General features: G+C 69.2%; 11 protein-coding genes. 4 read left to right on the forward strand and 7 right to left on the reverse strand.

From position 1 onward, the window contains the following. Positions 1-1034 precede the first annotated feature (1034 nt). Entirely contained in the window at positions 1035-7766 is a 6732-nt protein-coding gene (locus tag ACFV6D_RS23595; protein WP_380561030.1) for an RHS repeat-associated core domain-containing protein, read from the forward strand. A gap of 175 nt (positions 7767-7941) precedes the next feature. Continuing rightward, positions 7942-8763 (forward strand): hypothetical protein, encoded by an 822-nt coding sequence (locus tag ACFV6D_RS23600; protein WP_380561031.1) that lies wholly within the window; start codon positions 7942-7944, stop codon positions 8761-8763. A 181-nt stretch (positions 8764-8944) separates the two neighbouring features. Here ACFV6D_RS23600 and ACFV6D_RS23605 read toward each other — a convergent pair whose 3' ends face one another. The 4 genes from ACFV6D_RS23605 to ACFV6D_RS23620 form a co-directional block, all read right to left on the reverse strand. Beyond that, the gene (locus ACFV6D_RS23605) at positions 8945-9079 is read right to left on the reverse strand and encodes a hypothetical protein (protein WP_380561032.1); all 135 of its coding nucleotides are present in this window, start codon (positions 9077-9079) and stop codon (positions 8945-8947) included. Between the two features lie 324 nt (positions 9080-9403). Next, the gene (locus ACFV6D_RS23610) at positions 9404-10156 is read right to left on the reverse strand and encodes a peptidyl-tRNA hydrolase (RefSeq protein ID WP_380561033.1); all 753 of its coding nucleotides are present in this window, start codon (positions 10154-10156) and stop codon (positions 9404-9406) included. Between the two features lie 113 nt (positions 10157-10269). Then, on the reverse strand, positions 10270-10764 hold the full coding sequence (locus tag ACFV6D_RS23615) for a hypothetical protein (protein WP_208869117.1): 495 nt from the start codon (positions 10762-10764) through the stop codon (positions 10270-10272). Positions 10765-10862: 98 nt separating this feature from the next. Continuing rightward, positions 10863-11795, reverse strand: a complete 933-nt coding sequence (locus ACFV6D_RS23620) for a hypothetical protein (protein ID WP_063349921.1) — start codon at positions 11793-11795, stop codon at positions 10863-10865. 122 nt (positions 11796-11917) lie between these two features. Here ACFV6D_RS23620 and ACFV6D_RS23625 point away from each other — a divergent pair, with 122 nt between their 5' ends. Then, on the forward strand, positions 11918-12289 hold the full coding sequence (locus tag ACFV6D_RS23625) for a YbjQ family protein (protein ID WP_063349920.1): 372 nt from the start codon (positions 11918-11920) through the stop codon (positions 12287-12289). A gap of 171 nt (positions 12290-12460) precedes the next feature. Then, positions 12461-13564 (forward strand): NAD(P)-binding domain-containing protein, encoded by a 1104-nt coding sequence (locus ACFV6D_RS23630; protein ID WP_380561055.1) that lies wholly within the window; start codon positions 12461-12463, stop codon positions 13562-13564. A 48-nt stretch (positions 13565-13612) separates the two neighbouring features. On the opposite strand, the gene paaE is transcribed toward ACFV6D_RS23630, so the two are convergent. Genes paaE through paaC form a run of 3 tightly spaced genes read right to left on the reverse strand, consistent with a single transcriptional unit; the run spans position 13613 to position 16275 of the window. After that, positions 13613-14785, reverse strand: coding sequence for a 1,2-phenylacetyl-CoA epoxidase subunit PaaE (paaE, locus tag ACFV6D_RS23635; RefSeq protein WP_380561034.1), 1173 nt, complete (start codon positions 14783-14785; stop codon positions 13613-13615). Next, a complete protein-coding gene (gene paaD, locus ACFV6D_RS23640; protein ID WP_380561035.1) occupies positions 14786-15349 on the reverse strand; it encodes a 1,2-phenylacetyl-CoA epoxidase subunit PaaD in 564 nt (187 codons plus the stop codon). Positions 15350-15357: 8 nt separating this feature from the next. Next, positions 15358-16275 carry a 1,2-phenylacetyl-CoA epoxidase subunit PaaC gene (paaC, locus tag ACFV6D_RS23645; RefSeq protein WP_380490391.1) on the reverse strand — a complete coding sequence of 306 codons (918 nt, stop codon included), beginning with the start codon at positions 16273-16275 and terminating at the stop codon, positions 15358-15360. Positions 16276-16282 lie beyond the last annotated feature (7 nt).

A 16282-nucleotide genomic window follows, 5' to 3' on the forward strand; every position in this document is an offset into this window, starting at 1 on the left:
GTGTGTTTTTTTTACACCACCCCGATTTTCTTGCGGGGGGGGGGGGGGGGGCGGGGGGGGGGGGGGGCGGGGGCGGGGGGGGGGGGGGGCGCCGCCACCCGCAGTGACCTTAGGCACCAAGGTGTGGTCTGGTCCAGCCACAAGTGTGGCGTCCAGAGTGACCCACGCGCCGTTCAACCTGGTCCGCTGTTGGGTCGCGTGCCGGGTCTCGCGCAGATGACCGGCCGGTGTTGCGACCGTCTCGGAGTATTCGGTACTCAGCGAAGGAACGGAAACGTCTGTGCCGGCGCTCTTCGCACTGGCCAAGGCGCTGTCCACCTCGGTCTGGGGATGGCCGACGGCCTTGGCCGCATTGACGGCGGCCACTTCGTCCGAGGTGAGGAAGGCGGTCGACCACGTCTGTGCCTGCGCGAGCGGTGCGGAAAGAGCTGCGCCCAAGGCTAGGGCCGATCCGGCTGCCAAGGTTCTGGAAAGTGTTCGTCGCCTGAATTGGCGCGGTGATGACACGAGATTTCTCCCTTTCGCATGGAGTGCTTGGCCCGTCGGTGCACTGCAGACGGGCATGCTGTTCGACGGGGGACACTGAGGACAAGGGCAATTTCCGCCAGGAAGTCAGAAAACTGATGAATCGTCCACATGGATCGAGCGCATATGGGGCCGTGAGATCCATCACGATCCCATCACCTACGGCGATATAGCTTCACGAGACTGCATGAGGAATCTGTAAAGTCCCCGTTTGCCTGCCGCCTACCTGATGGCAGGTCACTTTTGATTCGGTCATTCGGGACTAACAGTTGATATTTGACAGAACCCCACCTAGCGGCTCAGGCCGCCGCCGGCGAGTGGGGCGCTCAATAGCGTTCGCCGCCACACTGACACTCGCCGCCTCGGCGTTCTCCACCGCGCCAGTTGCGGCAGCTGGCCGGGCGGACTACTCGCGCATCTGGGCACCCCCCGGAACCGCGCTTCCCAAGACGCAGCCTGTCCACGGAGCTGACGCAGCACCGGTCACTGCAGCCAAACCTGCCCATCCGGTGCCGGAGACCTGGAAGCCACAAGCGGCCAAGCACGTTCCGCACGGGCAGGCCACCGTTCAACTGGACCGCGGAACGGCGGGAACGCCCGTCCAGGCCGTCGGTCTTCCCATCAAGCTCTCCGCCGCAGCGTCACCCAGACCCACAATCGACAACGGCGGAAGCCTCGCCAGCGACACGGTTCAGGTCCGGCTCGCTGATACACCCACCGCAGCCAAGGCCGGCGTCTCCGGTGCGGTAGTCTCTCTGGCTCCGCAGGACACTCCCAGCGATCTCCCGGTCCGCATCAGCCTGGACCTGGCCGACCTCGGGTCGACGTTCGGTGGTGACTACGCCTCCCGGACGCAGCTGGTAAGCCTTCCGGCGTGCTCGCTGACTACCCCCGAGGTGGCAGGCTGTCTCACCCGGACCCCAGTGGAAGCCCACTACGACGCGTCCTCCAAGCAGCTGACCGCGGATGTCTCGTTGCCCGCCTCCACAAGCGTCCGTGCGGCTCGCATGAGCTCCTTCGCCAAATCCGAGGCCGCACCGACCAACGTTGTCCTGGCCGCAGTCAGCGGGTCCTCGAGCGGCGCCGGCACGTATTCGGCCAGCAGCCTCAATCCGTCGCAAGGCTGGACGGAAGGCGGCGCTTCGGGCTCGTTCAAGTACGAGTACCCGGTCACCGTGCCCCGGGCTCTGGGCGGCAACACACCCGTCGTCGCCCTCCAGTACGACTCCTCATCCGTGGACGGCAAGACCTCGTCCACGAACGCCCAGGCGTCCTGGGTCGGTGACGGCTGGGACTACAGTCCCGGCTTCGTGGAGCGCGCGTACCGTTCGTGCGGTGAGGCAGGCATCGCCGGCTCCGGCGACGACTGCTGGGCAGGGGCAAACCTGACCATGTCGTTGGGCAGCCACTCCGGCGAGCTGGTCCAGGACGACGCGTCGTGCAACACGGCCGCTCCGCCGGCCATGGAGCAGTCCGACTGCACCTGGAGGCTCAAGGACGACGATGGCACAAGGATCCAGTTCCTGACCGGCGCCACCAACGGCACGCTCAACGGAACGTATCTGAAGGTGACAGACCACGACGGAACGGTCTTCTACTTCGGCCTCAACCACCTTCCCGGCGCAGACGGCAAGCCCACCACTCTAGGGCCCGAGAGCGGATCCGCCTGGACGCTCCCGGTCCTCTCTCCCAACTCGAGCGACCCGTGCTACGCGGGTTCCACCGGACAAGCCTCCTGGTGCCAGAGCGCATGGCGGTGGAACCTGGACTACGTCGTGGACTCCCATGGGAACCTGACCGGCTACAGCTATGCGCCAGAGACGAACTACTACCTCATCGGCGGCGGCCAGAACAACGGCACGGGCACGCTCGGCGCGTACACGCGTGGGGGCGTTCTCTCGTCGATCGCCTACGGGCAGCTGCTCTCCGACCAGTTGAACGCGAACGGAACGTATCAGAGCGCGGCAAAGGTGGTGTTCACCTCGGGTGAGCGGTGCGTCACCTCCGCCGCGGTCTGCGACCCCGCGCAGCGCAACGTCGCGAACGCCACCAACTGGCCGGACGTTCCCGTGGACAAGACCTGTGCCGCCGCGGGCACCTGCGCCAACTACGGCCCGACCTTCTGGTCCACCAAGTGGCTGTCCTCGATCGCCACCCAGGTCAGGGTCAGCGGCCAATGGCAGACGGTGGACACGTACAACCTCGACCACACCTTCGTTCAGGTCAACAACGCCACCGAGAACACCCAGATACCTTGGCTCAACTCGGTACGGCGCACCGGCCAGGACACCGGGGCCTCCGGGACTCCCATCGATCTCCCACCTGTCTCGTTCACGAGCCAACTGCTCGCGAACCGGGTGGACGGAACCAACCTGATCCCGGCCCGGCCGGCCTTCAACCGCCCTCGGATCCAGCTGATCACCACGGAGACCGGCGGCACCATCGGCGTGGACTACGGGACGCCGCTTTGCTCGCGAGACAACAAAGTGATGCCGGCCGCAGCCGACAGCAACACCATGTCCTGCTTCAACGTGAAGTGGCACCCCTCCAACGAGACGCCCGGCTCCGCTCCGGTCGATGACTGGTTCCTGCGGTACCCCGTCAAGTCGGTCACGGTCAGCCCGAACACCCCGAACTCGACGGCGCACCAGATCACCTACGGTTACGGTGACGCGGCCTGGCACCGCAACGATTCGCCCTTCGTCAGCGACATGGACCGCACTTGGGACCAGTTCCGCGGGTACCAGACTGTCACTGTGGTCGAGGGCGACGGGACCGACGGCCCGAAGTCTCAGACGACCACCACCTACTACCAGGGCATGGACGGAGACCGCACGTCGAGCGGCAGCCGCAGTGCGAGTATCACCGGCCCCAAGGGCGGCAAGGTGACGGACTCCGACTGGCTGTCCGGCGACGTGTACGAGACCGATACCTATGATCGGGCGAGCGGCACGATCCAGGAGGCGACCTTCTCCACCTCCAGCGGGCCTGTCACCACCGCCACCCACCACCGCGGCACACTGCCCGACCTGGTGGCGCGCTTCAACAGCACGACGGAGACCGCCAACTCCACGGCTCTCAAGGCCGATGGGACATGGCAGACCAGCACAAAGATGACGACCCGAGACACCGCTCACGGCAACCGGGTACTCACCGTGCTGGACAGCGCCGACGGCCTTCCCGACCTCTGCACCCGCACCGGCTACGCAGACGGCCCTGACCCTCAGGTCTTCGACATGGAGGCGGAGGTTCTCACCGTCAGCGGAGCCAACGCTTGCACAGCCGCGCCGACGGCGGCCAACACAGCGAGCTGGACCAGGAACCTCTACGACGGCCTCGGCTACGGCCAGGCCTCCGTCAAGCAGGACATCACCGCAAACCAGGTCCTGGAGAACTACGACGCCTCCGGCGCACCCGTGTTCACCACAACCAAGACCATCGCCTACGACAGCTATGGACGGGTGACGGCGAGCACCGACCCGAACGTCACCGACAGCGCGAACCCCGGAGGCGCGATCACCACCACCACCTACTCGAGCACGAGCCAGGGTGAGCTTCCAACGAGTGAAACGGTGAAGACCCCCAGTCCAGCAGGAGCGCCTGACGCTGGCGTCGGACGAGTCACGACGACCACCTACGCCCCGGCTCGCGCCCTCCCCCTGACCGTCACCGACCCGAACAACCGGGTGACGGCTCAGGCCTACGACGCACTCGGCCGGCTGGCCGCCGTCTGGCTGCCCGGCCGGACAACCGGCCAAAAGGCGAACAAGACCTTTGCCTACGCCCTTCCCGGCACGGTGAACGGGCAGGTGCAGCCGCCGACGATCAGCGTCTCCGACCTGTTGGCCAACGAGAACTACAAGCTCTCGGTCGAGATCATGGACGGCCTGGGCCGCAAGGTACAGCAGCAGGACACGCCTGGCAGTTCCGCGTACAGCGGCCGACTGATCAGCGACACGGTCTATGACTCCCAGGGTCGTGTCCGGCAGGCGAACGAGTCCTGGTACAACAACGACGCCCCGCCCGGCACGACCATCTACACCACCGCGACCAGCCAGGTCCCGCACCAGACCCACACGGTCTACGACGGTCAGGGTCGACCGATCACCACCGAGTTCGTCGCATTTGGTGTGGTGCAGAGCACGACGACCACGGCGTACCCCGGGGTGGACAGAACGGACGTCACGCCGCCGCAGGGCAGCACCCCGACCACCACCGTGCACGACGCCCGTGGCCGGACAGTCGAACTGTGGCAGTACAAGGGCAGTGCGGCGACCGGCAGCCGGGGCGACGCCGACGTCACGACGTATACCTATACTCCCGACGGCGATCCGGCCACACGCAAGGACGCCGCCGGGAACACCTGGACATACAGCTACGACCTCCGTGGCCGGGAGGTCAGTGTCGCCGACCCGGACACCGGCACGAGCACGAAGACGTACGACATGGCCGACCGACTGGTCGGAACCACCGACGCACGCGGCCAGAGCCTCAGCCTCAGCTACGACCTGCTCGACCGCAAGACCGGCTCGTTCAAGGGAACCGGCACGACCGACCCGTCGAAACAACTCACGGCTCAGACCTGGGACACGGTCGCACTCGGACAGGTCGGCACCACCACCCGGTACTCCGGCGGCAACGCCTACAGCAGCTCGGTGCTCACCTATGACACCGACTACCACCCCACCAAGTCGGCCCTGACCGTCCCCGGCAGCGAGATCGGCCAGAGCACCCCCTTCACCTACACCTACCAAGCCGCGTACGACCCGATCACCGGCGAGCTGCTCCGAGACAACCGGTCCGCGATCGGTGACATTCCTGCCGAGACCATCAACTACACATACGACGTCAACGGGCCCCTCAACAAGATCGCATCTGCGACCACGGGCGCTGTGTACGACCTGTCGTCGGACTACGACGCGTACGGCCGCTCGATCCGCTCCACGGTCAATCCATGGGGCACCCAGATCGTCTCGACAACCACCTACGACGAGTCCACCGGCCACACCCTGCAACGCCTCGTCGACAAGCAAACCGTCAAGAACGGAGCAGTCCAGCAGACCACGTACGCCTACAACACCTCCGGCCAGATCACAGCCATCCGCGACGTCCCGGACAACTCGCCCTCCTCGACCGACCTCCAGTGCTTCACCTACGACTACCTCGGCCGGATCACGGAAGCCTGGTCCGACAACGGTGCGCTCACCCAGCGAGGCGGCTCGACCGTCGGAGGCCAGGGCAACTGCGCCAACGCCTCGCCGACCAGCGGAGTCACGGGTCCCGCCAAGAGCACGGTGGGAGGACCGGCTCCCTACTGGCAAACCTACGCGTATGACCTGACCGGCAACCGAACGAACCTCACCAAGCACGACACGTCCGGCAACCCAAACGCCGACGCAACCACAGCACAAAAGTTTGGCCCTCCGGGACAGGCCAACGCTGGCGCCGGCGGGCCTCACACTCTCCAAGGCAGCCAGACCACCATCGGCGGCGTGGCCAACTCCGCGGGGGGCAACGAGTATGACGCGGCCGGAAACACCACCAAGATCACGAATCCGGCCGGCGACTACACCCTGCAGGTTGGCTTCACCCTGACGCCCGGCCAGAGTGTCGCTTCCAACAGCGCACAGCTAACCATGCAGGCCGATGGCAACCTGGTGCTCAGCTCGCTCCGTACCGGTGTGACCGTCTGGACCAGCGGCACCAATGGCAACCCTGGTGCCAAGGCCACCATGGGAGCCGACGGAAGCCTGGCGGTCGCGCGCCCGGACAACACTGTCCTGTGGGCCAGCGGTACCAGCGGAGCCAACAATGTCGCCGTGCTCCAAGATGACGGCAACCTCACGGTCTACACCGCAGACCGGCAGAAGACGCTCTGGTCAACCAGCACCAGCGGCGCCATCAACGCTGCCGGTGGCGCGAGCCTGACATGGGACGAAGAAGGCAAGCTCAGCTCCCTGACCCAGGCGGGAGCTGGCACGACGACCTACCTCTACGACACCGACGGCCAGCAACTGGTCCGGCACAACCCGCTGGCGACTACCCTCACACTCGGAACCGACGAACTCACCTTCAACGGCATCACCAAGACCCTTTCCGGAACCCGCTACTACCAGATCCCGAACGGGATCACCCTGGTACGCCAAGGCGGCAACCTCACCTACCAACTGGCCGACCCGCACGGCACCAACACACTGTCCCTGGACGCCGTCACCCTGAATGAGACGCGCCGCCCGGTCGATCCCTTCGGAAATCCCCGGGGCATACAGCCCGGAAACTGGGCCGGCGACCACGGATTCGTCAACGGTGTCAAAGATCCGACCACCGGACTGACCAACCTAGGCGCACGCGAGTACCAGCCCGCGACCGGACGCTTTCTCAATCCCGACCCTCTGCTGGATCCTTCCGATCCACAACAGTGGAACGGGTACTCCTACAGCACCAACGACCCGGTCAACAGCTCCGACCCGACGGGCATGCTTCCTCGCCACAAGTTGAAGGGTCCAGGCGGCAGGTTCGTCAAGGATCCCAACCGCAAGCCCACGCCACCGTCGGATGGAAAGCACGGCAACTCCCACAACAGTACCCGCAAGAATTACCTGTACCAGTTGCGCGACAAGGCCGGCAATCTGGTAAAGACTGGAATCACCAATTCCCCTAAAACTCGCTACACGAAGCCCAAGCTAAAGAAGCTCGGCGCAGAGAGCATGACAATTCTCTCCACCGGAAAGCGGAAGGCGATGCAGCGAATGGAGGATGCTTTTCATCGCCTGACACCGGGTCCAGCGGACGACACCAACATTGCCAGAGCCGCAAAGAAGCGAATTGCAGCCGCTGCCGCGAGAGCACTCGATGCGCGGCAGGCCGCAGCCCAATCCGCGGCGAACGCCAGCGCAGCAGCCAGTGGAGACACGGCCGCGGCCGTCGCCCGGGACGCAGGTTCGATTAAAATCGAATCACTCGGTCGACTGTGTATGGTCGGTGCTGTCCTCTGGGGTGCAAAGGAGGTCTACGACGCCCCCAAGGATCAGAAACTCGACGTGGCTGGCCGCAATATCGGGGCCTTGGCAGGCGGCGTCTACGGCGCCGAGACCGGAGCCGCAATCGGCACCATGATCTGCCCTGGGGCCGGAACCGTAGTTGGCGGCCTGGTCGGCGGCGCCGTGGGAGCCGTCGCCGGCAGCAAAATCGGATCCTCCATCGTCAGCGGTGGAAGGAAGCTCTGGCACGCTCTGTTCTAGCAAGTCTGGCGGCACATCGCCATGAGGCAGTAGTACGCCGCCAGGAAACCACTCGTCATCATTGAGGGAGGGCGACAGCCGACCAGTTGGCTGCCGCCCTCCTGCCACCCGATAGCATGCACACCCTCGGCTCCTGCTACCGCTCCCGATCCAACAGAATGCGCGGGTATCATCCGTGACCATCAACCATTTGGTTGTCGAGCTGGAGAACGGCGACGTTCTCGTAAATCCTGACCAGCGGGACCTCATCTCCGCTCTGAACTCGATGAGCGCACCCGACAACGAATTTATGGTGATCTCCTGGGAATCCGACCCAGCGGAGGCCAATTCTGGGGTCTTTATCCAAGTCCTCATGCATGACCCGGAAAGCTGGCAAGTGGAATACCGTGAAGGATCCCATGATCGGTATTTCCAGGCAGCCGACCACCAGCCTCGAAAGCGGACCGAAGAACTGCTCTGGGGGTGGATCTCGGGAGGAACAGAATGGCTTCGTGCCCGACAAGCGATCTCATGGGTGAAGCTCGACCCATCCGACAATCAGGGAGGTTCGGACGAAGACGGGGAGGATTCACAGACCTTCTCCAAATCGCCCCACGAGACACGTCTCGTCAAAGTCGCCCACGAGCCGACATACCGTACCGCCACTATCGGCACATACCGTGAAGGACTGTTCTTCGCAGACATCGTTTCGTCCCCAACCAGCACCGATGAAGTGGTCCTTCTACATCTCTTCGACGCTGACGGGAACCACACTCGATCAGCGCTCAAGCCCGCTGCAGACCTAGAGCAGGCCAAGGCCCTCCTCAAGTCGACGCTGGCCGGCCTGGAGGGGCTCAGGTACGAAGACATCCACATCCGTCCCTTCAGCATCGAGAACGAGGGCCACACCTGGGGACTTCTCGATGAGACAGCGCTGCGCGACGGTGAAGAGTGGTACGAACTGGAACCCCAAGGCCTCGCCTTCCACGCCCCGTGGAACGGCGAGTACGACACCTGATCCATCGACCTCGATTCGTCAGAGTTCGCGAGTCGCCCACTACCTGGCCGGTTCACCCTTTTTGTCCCTCACGGCCTGAGGCGGGGCTTTCGCGTGTCGCTGCGGTTGCGCTCGGGTTCCACGGCACCGAGAGTTGGTGGTTGTCCTCCTTCCTGGCCTCCGTCGGGATAGTGGCGGTGGGTCAGGTTGGAGTGGCCAGTTTACCGAGGCCGTACGAGCAGGTGGTGAAGGCGTCGCGCCGGGGCCAGGTGCGGGACAGGGTCAGCCAGCGGCGGCGGGCGTGCCGGGTGAGCTTGACTGTCCTTCCTGGGTACATCTACCGCCACCACGTGAAGCACCAGTACACCGTCGAGGCAAAGGTCTTCAGACGCCCGCGCCGTGGCACGAACCCGCGACTACCCCGTGAAGGAAATCAACAGTAAAGCGGTCCGCACCTGGGGGGGAGGCCATGAGGACGACCGGCGCCGGAACGACGTCAAAAACCGCGCCTGCACGCCGGGGCACCTACCCGTCTTGCCCAGTAGAAGGAGCGTCATCTTCCCCCGCCCCCTCCGAGAGGACCCGCCGGAGGCACGCGACTGCCGGGAACGCGTGCGCACCTCACCCGCTACGCTGCCGTGTTGGGGTCAGCGTGGTGCGTTCACGGGCGCCGTAGGCGCGGGGTGGGGCAGTAGCGCTCGCCGCCTTCGAGTGCAACAGTTACCCCGGGGGCGATCTCGGTGAAGCCCGCGTCGCGGACCAGCGGCAGACCGCTGGCGACCAGCGCCTCCCACGTCTCCGCCGGGGCCGTCCGCACCGCGAGCGCGAATCCGGCCTCGGCCCACTCCTTGCGCTGCGCCTCGTCCAGCCGCCACCAGGCCAGCTGGGCGGCGTGGCCGGTCTGCGCCATCGTCTTGCCCGCGCTCATCTCCAGCTCCGGGTTGAGCCACAGCACCGGCAACCCGGGCTCAGGGGCGCCGACCTCGGCGGTCTCCTCCAGGTCCGTCCCGGAGACCTGGAGCTTGGCGAGGTCCTTCGGCCAACCGTCCAACGGCACCGGCGGGAACACCCGCACCTCGGCCTCCCGTCCGCTCACCGTGATCCCCGGCAGTTCGCCCGCCCGGCGCCACTCCCCGCCCCGGGCCCGCCGGACCACCTTGCGGATCCGGGCGTCCTCCCAGGCCTCGACCCGCTCCGCCCACTCGCCGTCCGCGTCGGTCACCCGCGAGTCGGACAGCAGGGTGAGCACCGCCCGGGCCGAGGTCTCCAGCGCGTCGGTCCGCCCGGGCGGCGTGGCCTTCTCCAGCCGGACGAGCAGCGGCAGCACGTACTGCGGCCGCGCGTCACGGTCCGCCGGGGCCGGGGAGTCGTCGGAAGCGGGAGCGGGAGCAGGGGTGTCGAACGGAGAAGTCACCCGTCCAGCATGCCAGCCCCGCCACCCCGGTGATCACGCGGTGCCGGGGGCCCGTACGCCCCTGCCCCTGCCAACCCCCGCCCCCGCCCCCGCACACCACCGCACACCACCGCTCAACGCAGCCGCTGCCGCAGTTCGTCGACGGCCGACCGGATGCTCGCGCTGTAGGCGTCCTCGGGGAGCGCGTCCAGGCTGCGCACGGCGCGTTCCAGCTGCTCGCGCGCGAGGTCGGGCTCGCCGAGCTTGAGGTGGTCCGAGGCCAGGTTGAGGTGCAGTGAGGGGTAGAACGCGCGCACCTGGAGGGCGGACTCGTAGGTCTGGGCGCGCTCGGCGGTCAGCGAGTCGGCGGCGGCCAGCGCCCGCCGGTCCCACTCCAGCTCGTCCTGCGGATCGTCCTGCAGGTCGGCCAGGTAGTGGGCGAGGACGCAGCGGTGGAAGACGTCGCCCCGCTCGCCGAGCGCCGCCCAGAGCGCCTCGAAGCTGGCCCGTGCCTCGGCCGTCCGCCCGTGCTGGGCGGCCTGGACGCCGTCCAGTCCGAGCGCGATCCGGGTGAACACCTGGTCGTCCCCGCCTGCCGGACCCGCACGCACATCAGACGTATCGGACATGCCCGCAGCCTAGTCGCCCACCCGTCGCGGCGCCCGAAAAGCCTTTCGAACCACCCCAACCCGGCCCGAAAACCGGACCGGACCAGCCCGGCGGCCGGTCAGCGCCGGTAGCCGCGCTGCGGGTCCCGCGCCTCCGCGTCCTCGTACGTCAGGAACCAGCCCTCCGGGTGCGTGGCCGCCAGCAGCACCTCGGTGCGCTGCTCGGCGCCCAGCTCCGGGTCACCGTCGTCCGGTCCGTAGACGCCGAACAGTTCGTCGTGGCAGCCGTCCCAGTCGTAGTCGTACAGGTCGGCCGGCAGGTCGCCCATCATGTCGGCCACCGACTCGGGCTGCGCGCCGAGCAGGGCCCGGGCGTCCACCAGGGCCATCCGCAGCCCGATGTCCTCGGCCAGACAGCGCGGCAGCGGCCATTCACCGAGCGCGAGGTCGTCGGCCAGGTCGTCGAGGGCCCGGGCCATGGCGCGGCGCCAGTTCCGGTGCAGCCGCCAGGTGCGCTGGGGCAGGCGGGCGTAGAGCGACCAGTCGGCGTCCTCGCCGTCGACGACCGGGTCGTCACCGTGCTCGTCGAAGTCGTCGTAGGCGGCGTCGGCCAGGCCGATCAGCTGGGCGTGCAGGAGGCAGGCGGTGCGCGGGGTGAGGGTCCAGTCCGCGCCGGCGCCGCCGTCCTCGTCCTCGTCGCCCTCCAGCGGGAACAGCTCGGCGAAGTCCGGCGCGAAGTCCTCGGTGACGCTGATCTCCAGCGTGCCGCCGATCGCCTCGACCCCGGGGATCGCGGCCACCAGCCGGTCCGGGTGCAGCAGTGCGCCGAGCGCCGCGTTGGCGTCCTCGGAGACCTCGCGCAGCAGCTCACGGCGCTGGCCGGCCGGGTCGATGCCCTCGAACACCAGCTCCTCGACGGCCCTGATCGCGGCGGCGCGCAGCGCCGGCCAGTCGGTGATCCGCAGGCCCAGCACCACCGTCGCCTCGATCTCCTGCGCGCCGGAGTCCTCCGCCGCGCCCGGCCCCTGTGGATGATCGCTTCGCTCGCCCATGGGGCTACGGTACGGCCTTTCGGCCGCCCGATCACCGGTCTGAACCAGCTTCTGGACCCCTTCTCGGCCATCGCCCGGCCCCGCCTCGATCACTCGGACGTACGACAGGGCAGGATGGGCCCATGGCTGACATCAACGAGTACGGCGGCGGGCAGGGCCCGAACGCCGACGTCCTGGTCGTAACCACCAACGACATCCCCGGCTTCCGGGTCGATCATGTGATCGGCGAGGTCTTCGGGCTGACCGTGCGCAGCCGCCACATCGGCAGCCAGATCGGCGCCGGACTGAAGTCGCTGATCGGCGGCGAGCTGCGGGGCCTGACGAAGACCCTGGTCGAGAGCCGCAACGAGGCGATGCAGCGGCTGATCGAGCAGACCAAGGCGCGCGGCGGAAACGCGGTGCTGATGATGCGCTTCGACGTGACGGAGGCGGCGGACGTCGGCACCGAGGTCTGTGCCTACGGCACGGCCGCGGTGATCTCCCCGGCCGCCTGACCCGGCGCCCGCGCGGGGCGCCACGCGGCGGGACGGCAAGCACCCCGGGACCGCAAGCACCCGCAGACGCGGGAACACCCGCCGCACCCCCGATGTTTCACCGGCGTGACTGTTTACGGTGCAACCAATGGCAGGCAGCGGCACGCGGACGCCCTGGTAGTGGACATCGAGGTGGTGGACGTCCTCACGGTGGACGTCCTGGTGGTGGGCGCCGGACAGGCCGGACTGTCCGCCGCCTACCACCTCAGCCGCCGCGGCTTCGCCCCCTACCGGGCGGACGCCGACGGCGGCTTCGTCGTGCTCGACGCCAACCCCGCGCCGGGCGGCGCCTGGGCGCACCGCTCACCGTCCCTGCGGATGGCCACCGTGCACGGTTTCCATGACCTCCCGGACGCCGAACTCCCCGCGCCCGACCCCGAGGCCCCGGCGCGCGAGGTCGTGCCGGGGTACTTCGCGGCGTACGAGGCCCGGCACGCGCTCCCGGTCGTACGCCCCGTCGCGGTTCGCGCGGTGCGCGCCGAGTCGGACCGCCCGGACTCCCGGCTGCTGGTCGAGACCGACCACGGCACCTGGTCCACCCGCGCGCTGATCAACGCGACCGGCACCTGGACCCGCCCCTTCCTGCCCCACTACCCGGGCCACTTCGCCGGTCGCCAACTGCACTACGCCGACTACCGCGGCCCCGGGGAGTTCGCCGACCGGCGCGTCCTGGTCGTGGGCGGGGGCGCTTCGGCGATCCAGGTGCTGTCCGAGGTGGCGGCGGTCGGCGAGACGGTCTGGGTCACCCGGACCCCTCCCGTCTACCACGAGGGTCCGTTCACCCCCGAGTACGGACGCGCGGTGGTCGCCAAGGTCGAGGAACGGGTCCGGCAGGGCCTGCCGGTGCGCAGCGTGGTGAGCGTCACCGGGCTCGGCCCGTCGGTCGCCTACCGGCGTGCCGAGGAGCTGGGCGCGCTGCACCGCCGCCCGATGTTCGACCGGCTCACCGAGCACGGCGTCGCCTGGGGGGAGGAGGAGCTGACGGTGGACGCGATCGTGTGGGCCACCGGCTTCCGCCCGGAGGTCGGCCACCTGGCCCCGCTCGGGCTGCGCTCCCCCGGCGGCGGCATCGCGCTCACCGGCACCCGCGCCACCGCCGACCCTCGCGTCCACCTGGTCGGCTACGGCCCGTCCGCCAGCACCATCGGCGCCAACCGGGCCGGTCGCGCCGCCGTCAGCGACCTCGTCCACCTGCTCGGCGATCCGGCCAGGCTGCCCGCCCCGGCCGTGGTCTGAAGCAGTCAGGAGGGGAAGCAGGAGGGGAAGGGTGCGGCGGCCGGCCGCTCAGCGGTCGTAGTCGACCGTCACCCGGTCGGTGAGCGGGCGGGCCTGGCAGGTGAGGACGTAGCCGGCAGCCAGCTCCTTCTCCTCCAGCGCGAAGTTGCGGCGCATCTCGACCTCGCCCTCGGTGACCAGCGCGCGGCAGGTGCCGCAGACCCCGCCCTTGCAGGCGAACGGCAGGTCGGGGCGGGAGCGCTGGGCGCCGTCCAGGATCGAGCGGTCGCACGGCAGGGAGAGCGTGCTGCCGCGCCCGTCCAGGACGACGGTGACCTCGCTGTGCGGGCCGTCGGCCGCTCCCGCCGCGCCGTCCCGGTCCTCCGGGCGCTCGGACACCGGCTCGTCCTCGGCGTGGAACAGTTCCTGGTGCACGCGCTCGCCCGGCACGCCCAGCCCGGCGAGCAACTCCTTCGCCCCGACGACCATCCCGAACGGGCCGCACAGCCACCAGTGCCCGACGCTCCCGGCATCCACCAGCGCCGCCAGCAGCGCCCGCACCCGCTCCGGGTCCAGCCGCCCGCTGAGCAGTTCCGCGTCACGGGTCTCCCGGGACAGGACGTGGACCAGCTGGAAGCGGCCGAGGTAGCGGTCCTTCAGGTCGGCCAGCTCGTCCGCGAACATCACGGTGTCGCTGCGCCGGTTGCCGTACAGCAGGGTGACGGTGGAGCTGCGGTCGGCGGCCAGGACGGACGCGGCGATCGACAGCATCGGGGTGATGCCGGAACCGGCCGCGAGCAGCACGTGCTCGGCCGGAACGCCGAGGTCGGGGGTGAACAGGCCCGACGGCGTCAGCACGTCCACCTCCTCGCCCGGCCCCGCGTCCCGCACCAGCCACCGGGAGAACAGCCCGCCGGGCACCTCCCGGACGGCGATCCGCAGCGGCCCGCCGACGGGGGCGCAGATCGAGTACGAGCGGCGCTCGTCGACGCCGTCCACCACCTTGCGCAGCGTCAGGGTCTGCCCCGGCCGGAAGGCGAAGTCCACCGCGAGCCCGTCCGGCACCGCGAAGGTCACCGCCACGGCGTCGTCGCAGAGCCGCTCGACCCGCTCGATCCGCAGCCGGTGGAAGGTCGGGCGGCGGGCGGGGCGCACCGTGGAGACCGCGGCCTCAGCGGGGGCGTCGGCGTCAGCGTGCGCGGCGGCGTCGGCCTGGGAGGCGGCGTGCGAAGCGGCGGGCATTCAGATCTCCTTGACGCGTTCGAACGGCTCCCGGCAGGCGCGGCAGCGCCAGAGCGCCTTGCAGGCGGTGGAACCGAAGCGGGACAGCTCCTCCGTGTCCACGCCGCCGCAGCGCGGGCAGGGCACGGGAGCGGCTGCGGCTGCGGCTGCGGCTGCGGCAGTGCCGGCCAGAGCGGCGGCGGGGGCGGTGGTGCGGGTGGGACCGAGCGCGAGCGGGACCGCGCCGGCCACGCCGGCGGCGGAGGCCGGCCGCGGCGGGGCGATGCCCGCCTCGGCGAGTTTGCGGCGGCCCTCGGCCGTGATCAGATCGGTCGACCACGGCGGATCCAACCGCAGCCGGACCCGGACGTCCCGGTACCCGGCCACGCGCAGCCGGCGGTCCACGTCGGCGGCCATCTCGGCCACGGCGGGGCAGCCCGAGTAGGTCGGGGTCAGCCAGGCGGTCACCGCGCCGTCGTCCACCTCCACCTCGGCCAGCACGCCCAGGTCGGCCAGGGTCAGCATGGGCAGCTCCGGGTCCGGCACGGCCGCCGCGACCTCCCAGGCCGTCCCGCGCTCCGTCACCGCCGCGCTCACCACGTCGCCCCCGGGTGCGCGCGGGCCAGCACCTGGAATTCGGCGAGCAGCGGGCCGAGCGCCTCGGTGTGCACGCCGTCCCGGCCGGCCCGGCCGAGCACGGTGGCCAGCGGCTGCCCGTCCGGTACGGTCAGCCCGGCCTCGGCGAGCACGGCGCCGAGCGAGCGCAGCACCGGCTCGCGCAGCGCCGCCGGATCGGCGCCCGTCCGCAGCTCCACCGGGTGGGCCGTGAACAGTTCCTCCAGCAGCGGCCAGAGCGCGTCCAGCCCGGCCTGCATCCGCGCCGAGGAGTACGGCGTGCCGTCACCGAGCCGAAGCGTCCAGGCGGTGGCGTACTCGCGGTGGTACGCCAGCTCCTTGACGCCCCGGGCGGCGACCGCCGCCAGCACCGGGTCCGGGTGCGCGCTCAACGCCTCGTACAGCGCGCAGCGCGCGGTGGCGAACAGCAACAGCCGGGTGACCGAGTGGGCGAAGTCGCCGTTCGGGACCTCGACCAACCGGACGTTGCGGAACTCGTGGTCCTCCCGCCAGTACGCCAGGTCGTCCTCGGTGCGGCCGGAGCCGTCCGACTGGCCGGCCCGGGTGAGCAGCAGGCGGGCCTGGCCGAGCAGATCGAGGCCCAGGTTGGCGAGCGCGACCTCCTCCTCCAGCTCGGGCGCCCGGGTGCACCACTCGATCAGGCGCTGGGAGAGGATCAGGGCGTCGTCGCCGAGCATCAGGCAGTAGGCGGCGAGGTCTGCGCCGTCCACCCCGGCGGGCACGGCGGTGTCCACGCCGAGCAGCGGGTCGGCGAAGCCCGTCCCGTACGCCCAGCGGCCCTCGCCCTCGGGGCCGGGCGCGGCTTCGGCGAGGCCGAGGTAGACGTGGTCGTCGGGGTCGGCGCCGGCGCCGGCCTGCGTGCTGTGGTCCTGCATGGCGGTT

It is taken from the genome of Kitasatospora sp. NPDC059812 (genome assembly GCF_042732075.1).
Taxonomy (GTDB): Bacteria; Actinomycetota; Actinomycetes; order Streptomycetales; family Streptomycetaceae; genus Kitasatospora.

What these genes read in the sequence shown, in the direction of transcription:
- ACFV6D_RS23605 (WP_380561032.1), bottom strand. Translation starts at nt 9,079, where the DNA reads ATGTACCCAGGAAGGACAGTCAAGCTCACCCGGCACGCCCGCCGCCGC.
- ACFV6D_RS23615 (WP_208869117.1), bottom strand. Translation starts at nt 10,764, where the DNA reads ATGTCCGATACGTCTGATGTGCGTGCGGGTCCGGCAGGCGGGGACGAC.
- ACFV6D_RS23620 (WP_063349921.1), bottom strand. Translation starts at nt 11,795, where the DNA reads ATGGGCGAGCGAAGCGATCATCCACAGGGGCCGGGCGCGGCGGAGGAC.
- ACFV6D_RS23625 (WP_063349920.1), top strand. Translation starts at nt 11,918, where the DNA reads ATGGCTGACATCAACGAGTACGGCGGCGGGCAGGGCCCGAACGCCGAC.
- paaE (WP_380561034.1), bottom strand. Translation starts at nt 14,785, where the DNA reads ATGCCCGCCGCTTCGCACGCCGCCTCCCAGGCCGACGCCGCCGCGCAC.
- paaC (WP_380490391.1), bottom strand. Translation starts at nt 16,275, where the DNA reads ATGCAGGACCACAGCACGCAGGCCGGCGCCGGCGCCGACCCCGACGAC.